The organism is Massilia sp. 01N417 (assembly GCF_056399645.1).
Genome location: NZ_JBFTRS010000030.1, coordinates 38,575 through 54,786, shown reverse-complemented (window position 1 = coordinate 54,786; position 16,212 = coordinate 38,575). Strand labels below are relative to the sequence as shown.

The following is a 16,212-nucleotide window of genomic DNA, read 5'->3' as shown; positions in this document are numbered from 1 at the left end:
TCAGAAGTCGAACTGCCCCGATACGCGGAAGGTGCGCGGCGCGCCCGGCAGCAGGTAGCCGCCCAGCGCCGGCGTGACGTCGCGCCAGTAGAACTTGTCGAACAGGTTGTCGACGCGAGCGCGCAGCGTCACTTTCGTCACCCCCAGCTTCATGGCGTAGGCGGCGCCGAGGCCGAACACGTGGTAGTCGGGCACGAACACGCGGTTCTCGACGTCGAAGGCCTTCTTGCCCGAATACTGCCAGTTGGCGTCGACCTTCAGGCCGGGCACTTGCGGCACGGCGTATTCGATCCAGGCGGTCGACTTGAAGTTGGGGACGTCGGTGACGCGCTTGCCGTCGATGGTCGGATCGCCGGTGCCGTCCTGCAGGGTGTTCAGGGCCATCAGCGACAGGCCGGCCTGCAGGTTGGACGCCAGCTTGCCGTCCGCCGACAGCTCGATGCCGCGGTGGGTCTCGCGGCCGCCGCGTACATAGGGGTGGCGCTGGACGGTGTCGCCGTCGACGACCACGGCCACGGTGCGGTTCGGGTCCGTGTATTCCAGGCCCTGGCGGATCTGGAACAGCGAGGCCGACAGGTTCACGCCGCGCACGGAACCTTTGGCGCCCAGTTCGAACTGCTTCGAGCGGCCCGGTTCCAGCACCTGGTTCTCGTTCGAGGTTTCCATCGGCGCGATGCCGCCATGCTGCAGGCCGTGGCTCGCGGAGCCGTAGACGTTCCAGTCGCGGTTCAGGTTGTAGACCAGGGCGACGCTCGGCAGCAGGAAGGAATCGCGGCTGGCCACGTAGCCGGCAGTGTGCACGACCGGACGGTCGTCTTCCCAATCGCGGCGCCTGGTCTCGACGTGGCGCAGGCCGCCGTGCAGGGTCAGCTGCGGCGTGATGGTCACGATGTCCTGGGCGAACAGCGCGCTCTCCTGGTCGCTGCGGCGTTCGAACACGGGGCCGGTGACACGGTCCGGGCCGGCGTGCGGGGTGTCCAGCGGATGCCAGATATTGCTGTAGCCGACGTAGTCGTAGACATAGTCGCCGAAGCTGTCGTGGCGCTCCGAATATGAGGCGCCGACGGTCAGCTCGTGGCGCAGGCCGCCTGTGGCAAAGCGGCCCTGCAGCATCGCCTGCAGGCCCCACGGCGTCTTGCGCTCGCCCACGCTCTGGTAGTCGTAGACATCGTAGTCGCCGTTCGAGCAGAAGCCCGGATAGTAGCCCTCGCCCTCGTTGCTGCAGCCGTAGGGGAAGGCGGTGTAGTCGTTACGCTTGAACCAGTGCTTGTTGGCGGCGATGGTCGCGCGCCAGGAGTCCGCCAGCTTGTACTCGAAGCGCAGGCCGAGGTTGGTGTCGCGGGTATCGACCGGGCGGCCCCAGGGCTGGTCGTTCAGCAGCAGCTTGGCGGAGACGCCGGACGGCAGCACCTCGTTGCGGATCAGCTGGTAGCCGGGCGCGGTGAGCTGGGCCTTGTGCTGGTAGTCGAAGTCGACCTGGAACAGCGCGTCCGGGCTGATCTGCCAGTCGAAGGCGCCGGACACGAACTGGCGGTCGCCGTTGGCGCCGCGCACATAGGAGTGCAGGTCGGCGGCGGCGGCATTGATGCGGTAGCCGAAGCGGCGGTCGTCGAAGCGTCCGCCCAGGTCGACCGTGCCGTACAGGGTGCCGCGCTCGCTCACTTCGACGGTGGCGGAGCGCAGCGGGGTATTGGTCGGGCGCTTGGTGACGTAGTTGACGATGCCGCCCGGGGTGGCGACGCCGGCGGTGAGGCCGGCCAGGCCCTTCAGCACCTCGATCCGTTCCTTGTTCTCCAGCGGGATCTGGGTGTCGCCCGGAATCGCGAAGCCGTCCTTGCGGTAGCTGTAGTTGTTGTCGAGGGCAAAGCCGCGGATCGAGAACTGTTCGGCATAGCCGACCGCGTTGTAGGCGTCGCTGACCGAGGCGTCGTAGCGCATGGCCTCGGTGGTGTTGCGGATCGACAGGTCCTGCATCTGGGTGCGGCCGATCGCGCTGATCGAGGCCGGGGTTTCCCACAGCGAGGATTCGGAAAAGCCGCCGACGGCGGCGCGTTCCAGTCCGGCGCGGGTGCCGGTCACGACCACTTCGGCGATCGGCTGGCCGTTCTGTTCCTGGGCGTGGACGTTGAGGGAGAATGCTTGCGCGATGGCGCAGGCAAGGATCGGGTACTTCAGTTGTGGTTTCATTGTTTGCTCGTCTTCGCGCCGGCTTGGGGAAGGGCAAACTGGAGTGGGCGCCATCTCAGGCACCGCGTTGCGCTTTCCTTCGCTGGCATTATCCAGATCAGGTACGAAGGGTATCTCTCACCCGGAAGCAGATCGGCTTCCAGGACCCCTAGCGAAGGCGCGAGTGTAGCACGGATGCGGGCGCGCGTGGCGAGTCTGGCAATGCTCGCCGGATGGCGCTCAGCTTCTCTGCGTTATGTAGGCTTCGCGCAACGGTCGCCAGCCCAGGCGGGCTTCGATGAGGCGGCGGTAGGCCGTGTCGATGTGGGCGGGCGCCAGTTCCGGGTCGTCGTCGCTCTGGCGGACGAATTCGAGCGGCAGCAACGGACCGTCGCGGTGCCAGCCCGAGGCCAGCTTCAGGGGTTGCGGCTTCCAGAGCAGGGAGCCCCAGGCGATGCATGCAATGTTCGTTCTGACGGTCTCGCCTGCCAGGGCAAAGCGGGGTGCACGGCAGTGCCCGCACCCCGCCGTGTGTCGACATCAGATGCAGCGCTCGAGCACCTTGCGGCTCACCTCCAGCGTGACCTCGCCGCTTTCGCCCAGATGCGTCATGCCGTGGGCTTCCAGCGCGGCGACGACGGCCGGCACGACATCCTTGCCGAGGCCATAGTCGGCAAAGCGGGTACCCACGCCGACCGCGCGGAAGAAGTCCTCGGTGCGGACGATGGCCGTCTCGATGCGCGCGTCTTCGTCGCCGTCGCGCAGGTCCCATACGCGCGCCGCGTACTGCAATAACTTTGCCCGCTTGGCCTCGCGGCGTTCGCGCAGCATGGCCGGCAGCACCAGCGCCAGGGTCTGCGCATGGTCGAGGCCGTACAGCGCGGTCAGTTCGTGGCCGATCATGTGGGTGGACCAGTCCTGCGGCACGCCGGCGCCGATCAGGCCGTTCAGGGCCAGGGTCGCGGTCCACATCAGGTTGGCGCGCACGCCGTAGTCGTCGGGCTCGGCCAGCGCGCGCGGGCCTTCTTCCACCAGGGTCTGCAGCAGGCCCTCGGCAAAGCGGTCCTGCACCTTGGCGTCGGCCGGCACCGTCATGTACTGCTCCATGATGTGGACGAAGGCGTCGACGATGCCGTTGCCGACCTGGCGCGCCGGCAGCGTAAAGGTGCGGGTCGGGTCGAGGATGGCGAACTGCGGGAACACCAGGCGCGACATGAAGGCGTATTTTTCCTGCGTGGCCTTTTTGGTGATCACGCTGCCGGAGTTCATCTCGGAGCCGGTGGCCGTCAGGGTCAGCACCGCGCCGAAGGGCAGGGCCGCGCTCACGTTTTTTGCGTGCTGTTCGAGGATGGTCCAGGGGTCGCCATCCAACAGGCTGCCGGCGGCAACGAACTTGGTGCCGTCGATGACCGAGCCGCCGCCCACGGCGAGCAGGAAGTCGATGTTCTCGCGCTTGACCACGGCGATGGCCTCGACCAGGGTCTCGTAGCTGGGGTTCGGCTCGATGCCGCCGAATTCAAAGATGGTGTGGCCGTCCAGGGCGGCCATCACCGCGTCGTAGGTGCCGTTGGCGCGGATGCTGCCGCCGCCGTACAGCACCAGCACGCGCGCGCCGGCCGGGACCAGCTGCGCCAGGCGCTCGATCTGGTTCTCGCCGAACAGGATGCGGGTAGGATTGTGGAAGTCGAAGTTAAGCAAGATAAAAATCCCCCTCGGGTTGCAGAGGAGGGGGATTATCGCGCAAGCGGGGAAAAGCGCGTTGGCGGGCGGTTCGCTGCGGGAGTTCAGACCTGCGCCGGCTCCAGCACCGGCGCCGCATGCTCGACGTGGGCGCGGGCATGCAGCAGGTGGCGCTGCAGGGTCGTGCGGGCGGATTCGCAGATCAGGCGCCAGTGCTCGCGGCGCTGGGCGGCGCGCTTGCGGTGCTTGGACGGCATTTCGGACAGCGGCTTGACGTAGAAGGGCAGGGCGATCCGGTAGCCCTGCTTGCCCGCCATTTCCTCGCCGCCCAGGATCTTCCAGAAGCCGTCGTAGGCATTGGCGAAGTGCTTTTCCGGATCGGGATCGTAGGCGATGTGGTCTTCGCTGCGGATGGCCACGACCTGGTCGATGCCGACCGCCTGCGCCACACCCTGCATCGCGGCGAAGCAGAAGAAGCTGGGGGAATTGTTCGGGAATACGTGCTCGAAGGCTTCAAAGGCGGCGCCGGAATCGACCCAGCGGCCCTGGTTACGGGCGATGAAGGGCACCACCGGTACATCGACGCCGAGCATGTGGCCTTCCAGCCAGCTGAAGGACAGGCGGTGCAGGCATTTGCCGTCGGCGACCAGGGCCAGGGTCAGGTCGCCCTCGGCATTGCTGCGCGATGCCATTTCGAGCTGGATCATGAAGCTGCTGCCTTCGGCGTCGAACTGCCACAGCGGCAGGCAGCGGTCGCCGTAGACGGCCTGCTTGTAGGCGTCGTTGAAGGTGGTTTCCTCGAAGCGGTAGTGGCTCAGGACCGCCTGCACGCGGCGCCGCGCGGACAGGCCCTTGATGAGGTAGTCGCGGTGACTGAGGTGGTGGAAGGGGTCGTCGTTCGGCGGCAGCGCGACGTGGTTGCGGTAGACGCCGAGCTGGCACAGGGCGCGATGGTCGCGCATATAGGCCAGCACGCGCAGGCTGCGCGCGATGCAGAGGATCCAGGAGGTCAGGCTGTACTGGCTGCGGCGGGCCATCCAGTGCTTGGTGAGGTGAGCGAAAATCATGGTGCGCTCCGGGCATTCATTATCGGGGTGGTTCTATCTTGGCTCACCGGCTTTCGCGGCACGGTGATCTTGCTCAACGGAAATAAAATGCTAAGCAGGTGAAGATCGCCACGCTCGATAACGCATCCCTGGGGTTTTCTTATTCGTGATCACGATGTCTCTTGTTGATTTTTTGTCAGGCAGAGGTTGCCAGTCGCAAGACTAGCACGATTGCCGCGCCGAACATCGAAATCCTAATGAATAATTGAGTCATCCCGAATACGATGAGGAGCGTCGCATGGTGTACGAACTTTTTTACTGGCCGACGATCCAGGGCCGCGGCGAATTCGTGCGGCTGGCGCTGGAGGAAGCCGGGGTGGAATACGTCGACGTCGCCCGCGAGCCGGGCGGCATGGCGCGCATGCTGGCGGCGATGGACGGTCCCGATCATCCATCGTTCGCGCCGCCCTTCCTGAAGGCGGGCGGGCTGACCATCGGCCAGACCGCGAACATCCTGCTGTTCCTGGGCCAGCACCATGGACTGGCGCCCACGGACGAGGCCGGTGGCTTGTGGGTACACCAGCTGCAGCTGACGATCGCCGACCTGGTCGCCGAGACCCACGACACCCATCACCCGATCTCGAGTTCCCTGTATTACGAAGACCAGCGTCCGGAAGCGAAGCGCCGTTCGGCCGATTTCATCGAGACGCGCATCCCGAAATTCCTCGACTACTTCGAAGGCGTCCTTGCGCGGCCGGAGCCGAAGGACTACCTGACCGGCGGCACGCTCACCTATGCCGACCTGTCGCTGTTCCAGCTGGTGGAGGGACTGCGCTACGCCTTCCCGGCGACGATGGCGCGGATCGATGCCGCTTATCCGCTGCTCGGCGCGCTGCGCGACCGGGTGGCGAAGCGGCCGCGGATCGCCGCCTACCTCAAATCGAAGCGGCGGCTGCCGTTCAGCGAGGAAGGGATTTTCCGGCATTATCCGGAGCTGGAAAATCAGGGAAGTGAATGACCTCCCCCTGGCGCGCACCATTGCGGTATTCGAGCGGACTGCTGCCGGTCCAGTGCTTGAAGGCGCGGCAAAAACCTGTCGCATCGGCGAACCCGAGGTCGAAGGCCAGCGCCGCCACCGGCGTGTTCGAATGCGTCAGCCGGTGCACCGCGACGTCGCGCCGCAGTCCATCCTTCACTTGCTGGAAGTGCGTCCCTTCTTCGGCGAAGCGGCGGTTGAGGGTACGCACGGACACATGCAAGGCCGAGGCCAGGCCGTCGATCGTGGCCGGCCGGGAGAGCGTCTGCTCCAGGTAGGCGCGCGCCCTCGCGGCGATGGTGCCGCCTTCGGCCTGGCGGAATACCCAGTCTTCGGGGGCGCGTTTCAGGAAGGCCCACAGCTCGTGCTTCTCGCGTTTGAACGCGGACGCGCAATCCGGGTAGGCGAGCGAAATGCCGGTGGCCGCCGCATCGAAGCCGACTTCGCCGGGAAACATGAACACATAATCCTCGACATGCCTGGGCTTCGGAAAGCGGAATTCGGCCCGGAGCAGCGTGATGTCGCGGCCGAGCAGCCACGACACGATGCCGTGGACGAGCTTCATCATCAGCGCATGGCCGAGCGGCTTGACTTCGGACTCCGGCGTCCGTTCCAGCAGGGCGATGCCGACCGTGCCGTTCCTGGTCGAGACGTGCAGGCGGTAGTCGTCGAGCAGCAGGTTCCAGAAACGGACGAAGCGGTTCAGCGCCACCAGCACGGTCGGCGCGTCGAGCAGGCCGAGCATCAGGTACTTCAGGGTGCCGCTCCGGATCGGCCGCGACCACAGGCCGAGCATTTCATCGTCGAGCGTCGCCGCGATCGCGCGGTAGAGCGCCCCGTATTGTTGCCGGGTGATGCGCGCGCCGGGCCGGTGCAGGAGCGCGCGCGGAATGGCGGCGCTGGCCAGCGCCTGTGCGGCCACGTCCTTGCCGCGGCTGCCGCGCAAGGCATGCAGCATCTCGTGGAGGACACGGGCCGATACCGTGACGGCGCTTGGCGAGGGCAGGTTCATGGCCGTGATTATGGCGTACTTTGCATATAAGTTGGCGTGACGGGGCAATTAATCCCCGCTCGCTTGCCTATACTTCTCATCATTTCAACGGGACGACGCGGCTGCGCAGATGGCTCGGTGGCGTGCTTTGCGCATCGCCGGCCGCATCGTTCATCAATATGGGGAGCATCGCTTTGACTACGAAACGCGTTGTCGTGACCGGCATGGGCATCGTATCGCCGCTGGGATGTGGGGTCGGGACCGCCTGGACCCACCTGCTGCAGGGCCGTTCGGGACTGGTTTCCCTGGACGAGGCGCTGGCGGACGGGATGCCGTCCAAGGTCGGCGGGCTCGTGCCGGCGCTGGCGCCGGAGCGGCCATGGGGATTCGACGCCGGCCTGGTGGCCGAGGCCCGCGACCTGAAGAAGATGGACCGCTTCAGCCTGTTCGCCCTGGCAGCGGCCGGCGAGGCGCTGGCGCAGGCCGGCTGGCGCCCCGCGACGGACGAGGAGCGCGAACGGACGGCCACCATCGTGGCGTCCGCCGTCGGCGGCTTCGGCACGATCACGGACGCGGTGCGCACCCTCGACGCGCGCGGGCCGAAGCGCCTGTCTCCCTTCACCGTGCCGAACTTCCTGGCGAATATGGCGGCCGGGCAGATTTCGATCCGCCACGGTTTGCGCGGGCCCATCGGCGCGCCCGTCACCGCCTGCGCCGCCGGCGCCCAGGCCATCGGCGACGCCGCGCGCCTGATCAGGGCCGGCGAGGCCGATATCGCCGTCTGCGGCGGGACCGAGGCCTGCATCGACCGCGTCAGCCTGGCTGCCTTCGCCGCCGCCAGGGCGGTGTCGACCGGCTTCAACGACGATCCCGCGGCGGCCTCGCGGCCCTTCGACCTGGAGCGGGACGGCTTCGTCATGGGCGAGGGTGCGGGCATCCTGGTCATCGAAGAACTCGGGCATGCCTTGCGGCGCGGTGCCGTGCCGATCGCCGAACTGCTCGGCTATGGCACCAGCGCCGACGCTTATCACATGACCTCGCCGCCGGATGACGGCGCCGGCGGACGGCGCGCCATGCAGGCCGCGATCCGCCAGGCGGGCATCGCCCCGGCCAGCATCGGGCACCTGAACGCCCATGCGACTTCGACCCCGGCAGGCGACGCCAGCGAGCTTGCCGCGATCAGGGCCGTATTCGGAGCGGACCGCGGCCCGGCCGTCTCGGCGACCAAGTCGGCCACCGGCCACCTGCTGGGCGCAGCCGGCGGCGTGGAGGCGATCTTCACCGTGCTGGCGCTGCGCGACCAGCTGGCGCCGCCGACCTTGAACCTGGCCCGGCCCGACCCGGCGGCGGACGGGGTAGACATCGTCGCCGGCGCGGCGCGCGGGATAGATACGGCGTACGCGATATCGAATGGCTTCGGCTTCGGCGGCGTGAACGCCAGCCTCGTTTTCGGGCGCCTTTGATCCGCTGCGGCGCACTCGTTGTTCTACTCGCGAGCATCGGTTAGGATCGACGGATACGTCCGTCACCCAACCCGCAGAGGAGTCATGACACAACGCCGCCAGTTCCTGATCAATGCGCCGCTCGGCCTGCTCGCCGTCGCCGGCGCCGCCGGTGCCGAACCCGTCCCGCAAGTGGCCGATACCCCCGGCGCGCCGCCGACCTTCGGCGCCACCCCGGCGGTCGGCCCGGAGGTCACGCCCGCCACCTTTGCCGAAGCCGAAAAGCTGATGCAGGTGTCGATGACGCCCGCCGAACGCCAGATGGCGGCCGGCAGCTGGCGGGTGTCGCTGGCCTCGACGATGGAACGGCGCACCGGTCCGCGCAAGCTGGCGATCGAGGACAGCGTCGTCCCGGCCACGGTCTGGGCCCCGGCGACCGCCGTGGGCGCACCCGCCGGTCCGGTGCGCGAGCGCTTCGTGCGCAGCCGCGCCGATGCCGGCCCGCTGCCGAAGAACGACGAGGACATCGCCTACGCCCCGGTCACGAAGCTCTCGCGCTGGATCGAAACGCGCGCGCTGACGTCGGAGCGCCTGACCCGCATCTACCTGGACCGCATCAAGCGCATTGATGCCAAGCTGCGCAGCGTGATTACCTTGACCGAAGAGCATGCGCTGGCGCGCGCCCGCCAGGCCGACAGGGAGATCGCCGCCGGCAGATACCGCGGCCCGCTGCACGGCATCCCGTACGGGGTAAAGGACCTGCTGGACACGAAAGGCATCCGCACCACCTGGGGCGCGGAATTCAATCGCGACCGCGTGCCGGCCGAGGACTCGGCCGTGGTGGCCAGGCTGGATGCCGCCGGCGCCGTGCTGATCGCGAAGCTGAGCCTGGGCGCGCTGGCGCTGAACGACGTCTGGTTCGGCGGCCAGACCATGAATCCATGGCTGCTGGAGGAGGGCGCTTCGGGCTCCAGCGCCGGTCCGGGCGCGGCCACCGCCGCCGCGCTGGTCGCGTTCTCGATCGGCAGCGAGACCGGCGGCAGCATCGTCAGCCCGTCGATGCGCTGCGGCGTCACCGGACTGCGCCCGACCTTTGGCCGGGTGCCGCGCACCGGCGCCATGACCCTGTGCTGGTCGCTCGACAAGCTGGGACCGATGACGCGCAGCGTCGAGGATGCGATGCTGGTGCTGAAGGCGATCTCCGGCACCGACCCCGGCGACGTCGCCGGCGTGCCCGCGAAGCTGGACTACGACGCGAACGCGAAGGTGGCGGGCCTGAAGGTCGGCTATTTTGCCGGCTGGATGAAGGAGGCGCCGGCCACCGACGTCGACCGCGCCGCGCTGGAGAACCTGAAGAAGCTGGGCCTGAACCCGGTGCCGGTGAGCTTGCCCGACTGGCCGTATCAGTCGCTGAACGCGGTGCTGTTCGCCGAAGCGGCGGCGGCCTTCGAGGAGATCACGCTGGACCATCGCGTCGACCAGCTGAAAGCCCAGGTGCCGGACGCCTGGCCCAACCTGTTCCGCGAGGCGCGCTTCCTGTCGGCGGTGGACTTCGTGCAGGCCGACCGCATGCGCAGGAAGGTGGCGCTGGAGATGGCGCGCATCTTCAGCCAGGTCGATCTGCTGCTGGTGCCTTCGCTGCGCGACGAAATGCTGACGATCTCGAACTTCACCGGCCACCCTTCGCTGACCCTGCGTACCGGTTCGGTCATGGTGGAGCAGGCGCGCAGCGACTGGGCGCCGAATCCGGCGCAGCCGCTGCCGACCTTCTCGCCGCCGCGCCGCGTGCCGCATGGCGTGACCCTGATCGGACGCCTGTTCGATGAGGGCACGATCGGGCGGGTCGGACTGGCGCTGGAGAAGGCGGCGGGTGTGGCGGGCGAGCGTCCGCCGGGGTTCTGATCCGTTTGCGATCGTGGGCTCGGAGAGCCCACCCTACGGGTTCGGTAGGGTGGGCACGCCGTGCCCACGCTCACGCGCCGCCGGCCCGCTCCAGCCGCTTGTAATACACCAGCGAGTAAACCACCGGCACCAGCGCCCCCGCCAGCAGCGCGGCGGTTGACACATACGGCGGCAAGCCGGCCAGCGCGGCGGCCAGTACCACCAGGCCGCCCGTCACCATGGTCTTGCCGGCCAGCCGGTGGGTCGAATACCAGACCCGGTCACTGGCCAGGGTCCACGGCGTGCGCACGCCGAGCCAGAAATTGCGCTTCACCTTGCCCAGTACATTCCCCAGCAGGACGAAGGCGATGCCGATGCCGCCGAGCAGGGCGCGGCCGATGTCCAGTGCGCCGTGCGCCAGCACCGCCAGCTGCACGCCCTGCACATAGGCGAGCAGGGCGACCATCACCAGGCCGCTGAACCACCAGGTATCGCTGAAGCCCTCGACCCGGAATTTGTCCGGCGAGACCGTCGGCAGGACCGGCCACAGCAGCATCATCAAGCCCGTGATGAGGGGCAGCAGGAAGATGGTGATGCGCGCGCCGTAGCCGTTGGCTTCGCCGGCCGCGTTCCAGTGGATGGGGATGATGTCCGGCAGGTCGCGGTAGACCAGCGCGGTCGCCGCCAGCACCAGCACGAGCACCGGAATCGACCACCACAGAAAGCGCTTCTTCGTCATTCTTGTCTCCCTTTATGTCAATCGCGCGCGCCGCCGCGCGCCATGTCCATCGTCCAGGACAGCACGTCTTCCAGGACGGTCGTGTTCAGCGCGTACCAGATGGTCTGGCCTTCGCGCCGGCTGCTGACCAGGCCGGCATCCTTCAGCACCGCGAAGTGGTGCGACATGGTCGGCTTGGTCATGTCGAAGTGGGCGGCGACGTCGCCGGCCGTCATCTCTTCCTTGCGTAGCAGGTGCAGGATTTCGCGCCTGGTCGGATCGGCGATGGCCTTGAACGCGGCGGTGAGCTTGCCCGTCATATTCGATTCTTTTCTAATTAGATGGATGTCTAAATATAGGCCGGCCCGGCGCCGCCGTCAAGCCGGCCTTATCATTATTCTTCTTTCAACCAGTTCGAGGAGAGCCCATGAGACCATCGTCCACCCAGGTGCTGCGCATTGCCGCCTTTTCCGACGGCGAGGAGGGCGGGAACCCGGCCGGCGTCTGGATCGGCGCGGCCATGCCGCCGGACGCCGAGATGCAGCGCCTGGCGCATGAAGTGGGTTTCTCGGAAACCGCCTTCGCGGTGAGGGAAGAGGGCGGCGAGGGTTTCCGCGTGCGCTACTTCTCGCCGGCGGCCGAGGTGCCGTTCTGCGGCCACGCCACCATCGCCCTCGGCGCAGCGCTGGCGCGCGAGTTCGGCGACGGCGTCTATCCGCTGGCCCTGAACCAGGCCGGGATCACGGTCGAAGGCCGGCGCGAGGGCCCAATGGTGGCCGCGGCGCTGCAGTCGCCGCCGACTCGCAGCCAGCCCGCCGACCCGCAGCTGGTGGCCGCCGCGCTCGAGCTGTTCGGCTACAGCGAGGCCGACCTCGACCCGCGCATTGCGTCCGGCCTGGCCCATGCCGGCAACGACCACCTGGTGCTGGGCCTGGCCAGCCGCGACCTGCTGTCGGCGATGCGCTACGAGCTCGAGGCCGGCCGCGCGCTGATGCAGGCCCACGGCCTGGTCACCATCGTGCTGGTGTGGGCCGAGAGCGCGCGCCTGTTCCATACCCGTAACCCCTTCGCCGTCGGCGGCGTCTACGAAGACCCGGCCACCGGCGCCGGCACCGCGGCCCTGGCCGGCTACCTGCGCGACCTCGGCTGGCCGCACGGCGGCGCGATCGACGTGGTGCAGGGCGAGGACATGGGCATGCGCTCGCGCCTCCATGCGGATATCGGGGATGCGCCCGGCAGCTCGATCCGCGTGGCCGGCACGGCCCGCTTCATGCAAGCCTGACCATGAATCGAACGGATGTGCGGGAATGCATGAAAAGGGGGTAAAAAGCGCCTTTCCTCAAGGCTTAGGATTTTTTTGAACGATTGATAATGGTCAAAACGAAAAACCGTTATCTAGCCAATCAAGGAATCCTGTCATGGAAATGCGCATCCCCGCCGCCGTGTCCGCCGTGCATCCGCGGGCAGGCATGAAGATCGAACGCCTGCCGTTCACCGTCCGCCGTGTCGAGACCGAGGACGGCCTGCGCAAGGCAGTCCGCATTCGCCAGGCCGCCTATGCGCGCCACGTTCCCGAGTTTGCCCGCACCCTGAGCGTGCCGGAAGCCTGCGATTACGAAGAAGATACCGTCGTGCTGCTGGCCGAGTCCAAGCTGGACGGCTCGCCGATCGGCACCGCGCGCCTGCAGACCAATGTCTTCCGTCCGCTGCATCTCGAGGAATCGGTGCAGCTGCCCGACTGGCTGCAGGGCCGCGCCCTGTGCGAAGTGGAACGCCTGGGCGTGGGCGAGGGCCGTATCGGCCATATGGTCAAAGTTGCACTGATGAAAGCATTTTTCGATTACTGGGAATTAAGTGGCACCGAATTCGCCGTCGTCGCCGGCCGCAGCCCGGTCGACCGCCAGTACGAACAACTGCTGTTCACGGATGTCTTCGGCGACAAGGAAATGGTCCCGCTGCGTAACACCGGAAACATCCCGCACCGCGTGATGGCTTTCGAGATCGCCACCGCCGAGGAACGCTGGCGCGCCGCCAACCATCCGCTGCTGAAGTTCTTCCGCGAGACCCACCACCCGGACATCGACATCGGCACCGTGACCCCGCAACGTGGTTTTGCAACCACACGGCCTGCACCGCGTGCGGCCATGCCGATGCAGATGCCCCAGTTCGCGTAGTCCGAGCAAAATATTCCATGACCGTATCATCGGCAGGATGTATCCTTACGGAAATTTCATGCGCCGGCATCAGCATGCCGGCGCCTGCCTGTCCGATCGATACAATTTATGCCACAGCCCTCCAGTCCAGCACGAATACCGGTGTCCGGAGTCTTCGACCGTCTACTGCAGGCCGTACTGCGCCTGCTGTCGGTCTACCTCGTGCCGCTGGGCGTGCTGCTGGTCTCGGTCGTCGCCTACGCTTCCTGGAATAGCCATTACGTCGCCAGCGGCGACGTCACCCTGCCGCTGCGGGTGCTCAGCGATGCCGGCGCCCGGCTCGATCCGGCCAGTGCGCTGCGCGAACTGGCGCATGCGCCGGCCACCGACCGCTACGAAACCCACCTGTCCGAAGCGCCGGTCTGGTTTGCCCTGCGGACCCGGGACATACCCGGCGGACCGCATGTGGTTGAATTCCCGTCGCGCCACGCGGTCGACGTCAGCTGCTGGGATGCGGCGACCCTGGTGTCGCTCGGCAGCGCATCGCACGAGGGGGCGAGCGGGGCGATGACGGCCGCCAAGGCGGGCTTCGTGCTGCGCACGCCGTCCACGCCGGCCGAAGTGCTGTGCCGCGCCAGCTTTTCCGGACCGGCGCGCCTGAGCGCCGTGCAGTGGCCGGCCAGCGAGATGACCCTGTCGATCCAGCAGTTCCACCGCAAGTCCGGCCTGCTGGACGGCGGCATGATCGTGCTGAGCCTGTTCATCCTGATCACCGCGCTGATCAACCGCCAGCTGCTCTACCTCGAGTTCGCGGCCTGGCTGATCCTCAACCTGCGCGTGGGCGCGATCTCGGCCGGCTGGGACATCCAGTGGCTGGGCCAGACGCTGCCGGCCAGCTGGCTGGTGCCGAGCAAGGCGGTGACCACGGCGCTGTACTCGATCTCGACCCTGACGCTGTACATGACGCTGTTCGGCGCCGACCTCGCGAAGTCCCGCTTCGCCAGGCCGCTGCGCCTGATGCAATGGCTGGCCCTGGCGCTGCTGCCGCTCTCGCTGGTGCTGCCTTTCGCTTACTACCTGCCGGCGATGTGGGTGGTGGCCTCGTCCGGCCTGACCCTGATGACGGCCGGGCTGATCAACCTGATGCTGCGCGACCAGGCGCGGGTGGCGATGTGGTTCGCGGCCTCGTTTGCCGTGACCTTCCTGTCCGGCCTGGCCGAAGTGGTCGCCGCCGCGCTCGGCGTGCGCGAGATGCTGGGCCTGGTCAACAGCGTGACCGCGGCGCTGGCCTCCAGCCTGCTGGCGGCGCTGGCCATCGCCGAGCAGATGCGCCTCGAGACCAAGAAGCGGATCGCGGCCCAGGCCGAACTCGAACACGCGTACGAAGCGATGCCGGTGGGCCTGTTCACGCTCGACCAGTACGGCGGCTTCCTGTCCGCCAATCCGGCCCTGCTGCGCATGCTCGACTGCGAAGCCGTGGTGGTGGGCCGCACCCGCTGGCAGCAGTTCTTCAGTGACGCCAGCTGGAGCTACCTGCGCGAGCAGGTGCAGTCCCAGCTCAGCGTCGAACTCGAGATCGACCCGCGCGAGGGCGAGCGCCGCTTCCTGGTGCGCGCCACCCTGGCGCACGGCCGCATCGAAGGCGTGCTCGAGGACATCACCGAAAAGACCAAGGCCACCGAACAGCTGCGCTTCATGGCCAACAACGACCCGCTGACCAAGGTCTACAACCGTCGCGGGCTGGAGAAGATGTTCGAGACGGTCGCCGCGACCACGGCGCCGGGCCGTCCGCTGACCCTGGCCTACCTCGACCTCGACCGCTTCAAGCTGATCAACGACCTGTTCGGCCACGCCGCCGGCGACGAAGTCCTCAAGCAGGTGTGCGACCGGGTCTCGATGACCCTGGCCGGCAACCAGCAGGTCGGCCGCGTGGGCGGCGACGAATTCGTGATCGTGATGCCGGACACGGCGATCTCGATGGCGTCGCTGATCTGCCGCAGCATCGTCGACCGCATCGGCGGCTCGCCCTACCGCGTGGGCGACAAGGCCTTCCACGTGCGCGGCTCGGTGGGCCTGATCGAAGTGGCGCCGGGCATGGAGATCAAGGATGCGATCTCCACCGCCGACCGCGCCTGCCGCGAAGCCAAGGACGGCAACAGCGAAGGGCTGGTGGTGTACAAGCGCGGTTCCTCCGCCTTCCACGAGCGCGAGGCCGAACTGAACCTGGTGGCGCGCCTGAACGGCCCGAACGCCACCGAAGGCATGTTCCTGGAGATGCAGCCGATCATGTCGCTGCATTCGCCGCACGAATCGCTGAACTTCGAGGTGCTGCTGCGCATGCGCGAGGAGGATGGACGGGTGTCGCCGGCCGGCCCGCTGATCGCCGCCGCGGAGAAAAGCGGACGCGCCGGCGTGATCGACCGCTGGGTGCTGTCGAGCACCCTGGCCTGGATCGAGGAGCACGTGGACTCGCTGCGCAACACGCGTTTCGTCTGCATGAACCTGTCGGGTGCCTCGCTCAACGACGAGCGCTTCGTCCAGGACACGCTCGAGATCCTGTCGCGCTACGAGCATGTGGCGGGGCGCCTGTGCATGGAGATCACGGAAAGCGTGGCCCTGCACGACCTCGACAACACGCGCCGCTTCATCGACCAGGTGCGGGCCTTCGGCGTGAAGGTGGCGCTGGACGACTTCGGCGCCGGCTATACCTCCTTCTCCTACCTGAAGGAACTTCCGGCCGACGTGCTGAAGATCGACGGCAACTTCATCGTCAACATCAATGCGCACCCGGCCAACGTCGCCATCGTCGAGGCCATCGTCAGCCTGGCGGTGAACCTGGGCATGAAGACGATCGCCGAGTGGGCGGAAGATGCGGAGACGGTGCGCACCCTGGCCGAGATCGGCGTCGACTACGTGCAGGGCTACGCGATCGCGCGTTCGCAGCCGCCCGAGAAACTGCTGGCGGCCAGCTCGTCGGCGAGCTTCATCAAGAGCGAAGATGTGCTGCAGCTGGTGCGCACGCTGGGCGCGTCGGCCAACGAGCCGGAGCTCAGCGACTTCGCGCAGTTACGCGACCTGCACTAAGGTCCACCAGGCCGC

The 16,212-nt window shown here is 67.4% G+C and carries 13 protein-coding genes and 1 riboswitch; of the genes, 6 read left to right on the top strand and 7 right to left on the bottom strand.

The features are described 5' to 3' along the window. The 4 genes from AC1DOQ_RS24665 to AC1DOQ_RS24650 form a co-directional block, all read right to left on the bottom strand. Positions 1-2,187, bottom strand: a complete 2,187-nt coding sequence (locus tag AC1DOQ_RS24665; RefSeq protein WP_477370285.1) for a TonB-dependent siderophore receptor — start codon at positions 2,185-2,187, stop codon at positions 1-3. 57 nt (positions 2,188-2,244) lie between these two features. Next, a riboswitch (TPP riboswitch) is annotated at positions 2,245-2,347 on the bottom strand. Positions 2,348-2,406: 59 nt separating this feature from the next. Then, positions 2,407-2,550 carry a hypothetical protein gene (locus AC1DOQ_RS24660; protein ID WP_477370283.1) on the bottom strand — a complete coding sequence of 48 codons (144 nt, stop codon included), beginning with the start codon at positions 2,548-2,550 and terminating at the stop codon, positions 2,407-2,409. 156 nt (positions 2,551-2,706) lie between these two features. Continuing rightward, entirely contained in the window at positions 2,707-3,864 is a 1,158-nt protein-coding gene (locus tag AC1DOQ_RS24655) for an iron-containing alcohol dehydrogenase (RefSeq protein WP_477370280.1), read from the bottom strand. 86 nt (positions 3,865-3,950) lie between these two features. Beyond that, positions 3,951-4,913 carry a DUF535 family protein gene (locus tag AC1DOQ_RS24650; protein WP_477370277.1) on the bottom strand — a complete coding sequence of 321 codons (963 nt, stop codon included), beginning with the start codon at positions 4,911-4,913 and terminating at the stop codon, positions 3,951-3,953. 277 nt (positions 4,914-5,190) lie between these two features. Between AC1DOQ_RS24650 and AC1DOQ_RS24645 the strand changes: the two genes are divergently transcribed. Then, positions 5,191-5,910, top strand: a complete 720-nt coding sequence (locus AC1DOQ_RS24645; protein WP_477370274.1) for a glutathione S-transferase — start codon at positions 5,191-5,193, stop codon at positions 5,908-5,910. On the opposite strand, the gene AC1DOQ_RS24640 is transcribed toward AC1DOQ_RS24645, so the two are convergent. Next, the gene (locus tag AC1DOQ_RS24640; RefSeq protein ID WP_477370271.1) at positions 5,852-6,940 is read right to left on the bottom strand and encodes an AraC family transcriptional regulator; all 1,089 of its coding nucleotides are present in this window, start codon (positions 6,938-6,940) and stop codon (positions 5,852-5,854) included. The genes AC1DOQ_RS24645 and AC1DOQ_RS24640 overlap by 59 nt on opposite strands. Before the next feature lie 173 nt (positions 6,941-7,113). Here AC1DOQ_RS24640 and fabF point away from each other — a divergent pair, with 173 nt between their 5' ends. Together fabF and AC1DOQ_RS24630 are read left to right on the top strand one after the other, a co-directional pair. Beyond that, a complete protein-coding gene (fabF, locus tag AC1DOQ_RS24635; RefSeq protein WP_477370268.1) occupies positions 7,114-8,382 on the top strand; it encodes a beta-ketoacyl-ACP synthase II in 1,269 nt (422 codons plus the stop codon). An 84-nt stretch (positions 8,383-8,466) separates the two neighbouring features. Next, positions 8,467-10,263 (top strand): amidase, encoded by a 1,797-nt coding sequence (locus AC1DOQ_RS24630; RefSeq protein ID WP_477370265.1) that lies wholly within the window; start codon positions 8,467-8,469, stop codon positions 10,261-10,263. 70 nt (positions 10,264-10,333) lie between these two features. On the opposite strand, the gene AC1DOQ_RS24625 is transcribed toward AC1DOQ_RS24630, so the two are convergent. Next, positions 10,334-10,981 (bottom strand): SdpI family protein, encoded by a 648-nt coding sequence (locus AC1DOQ_RS24625; RefSeq protein WP_477370262.1) that lies wholly within the window; start codon positions 10,979-10,981, stop codon positions 10,334-10,336. Positions 10,982-10,998: 17 nt separating this feature from the next. Further along, on the bottom strand, positions 10,999-11,280 hold the full coding sequence (locus tag AC1DOQ_RS24620; RefSeq protein ID WP_442123737.1) for an autorepressor SdpR family transcription factor: 282 nt from the start codon (positions 11,278-11,280) through the stop codon (positions 10,999-11,001). 107 nt (positions 11,281-11,387) lie between these two features. Between AC1DOQ_RS24620 and AC1DOQ_RS24615 the strand changes: the two genes are divergently transcribed. The 3 genes from AC1DOQ_RS24615 (at position 11,388) to AC1DOQ_RS24605 (ending at position 16,197) form a co-directional block, all read left to right on the top strand. Then, a complete protein-coding gene (locus AC1DOQ_RS24615) occupies positions 11,388-12,242 on the top strand; it encodes a PhzF family phenazine biosynthesis protein (RefSeq protein WP_477370259.1) in 855 nt (284 codons plus the stop codon). A gap of 136 nt (positions 12,243-12,378) precedes the next feature. After that, on the top strand, positions 12,379-13,134 hold the full coding sequence (locus tag AC1DOQ_RS24610; protein WP_477370256.1) for a hypothetical protein: 756 nt from the start codon (positions 12,379-12,381) through the stop codon (positions 13,132-13,134). 141 nt (positions 13,135-13,275) lie between these two features. After that, the gene (locus AC1DOQ_RS24605; protein ID WP_477370253.1) at positions 13,276-16,197 is read left to right on the top strand and encodes an EAL domain-containing protein; all 2,922 of its coding nucleotides are present in this window, start codon (positions 13,276-13,278) and stop codon (positions 16,195-16,197) included. Positions 16,198-16,212: the final 15 nt, after the last annotated feature.

What these genes read in the sequence shown, in the direction of transcription:
- AC1DOQ_RS24665 (WP_477370285.1), bottom strand. Translation starts at nt 2,187, where the DNA reads ATGAAACCACAACTGAAGTACCCGATCCTTGCCTGCGCCATCGCGCAA.
- AC1DOQ_RS24650 (WP_477370277.1), bottom strand. Translation starts at nt 4,913, where the DNA reads ATGATTTTCGCTCACCTCACCAAGCACTGGATGGCCCGCCGCAGCCAG.
- AC1DOQ_RS24645 (WP_477370274.1), top strand. Translation starts at nt 5,191, where the DNA reads ATGGTGTACGAACTTTTTTACTGGCCGACGATCCAGGGCCGCGGCGAA.
- AC1DOQ_RS24640 (WP_477370271.1), bottom strand. Translation starts at nt 6,940, where the DNA reads ATGAACCTGCCCTCGCCAAGCGCCGTCACGGTATCGGCCCGTGTCCTC.
- AC1DOQ_RS24630 (WP_477370265.1), top strand. Translation starts at nt 8,467, where the DNA reads ATGACACAACGCCGCCAGTTCCTGATCAATGCGCCGCTCGGCCTGCTC.
- AC1DOQ_RS24625 (WP_477370262.1), bottom strand. Translation starts at nt 10,981, where the DNA reads ATGACGAAGAAGCGCTTTCTGTGGTGGTCGATTCCGGTGCTCGTGCTG.
- AC1DOQ_RS24620 (WP_442123737.1), bottom strand. Translation starts at nt 11,280, where the DNA reads ATGACGGGCAAGCTCACCGCCGCGTTCAAGGCCATCGCCGATCCGACC.
- AC1DOQ_RS24615 (WP_477370259.1), top strand. Translation starts at nt 11,388, where the DNA reads ATGAGACCATCGTCCACCCAGGTGCTGCGCATTGCCGCCTTTTCCGAC.
- AC1DOQ_RS24610 (WP_477370256.1), top strand. Translation starts at nt 12,379, where the DNA reads ATGGAAATGCGCATCCCCGCCGCCGTGTCCGCCGTGCATCCGCGGGCA.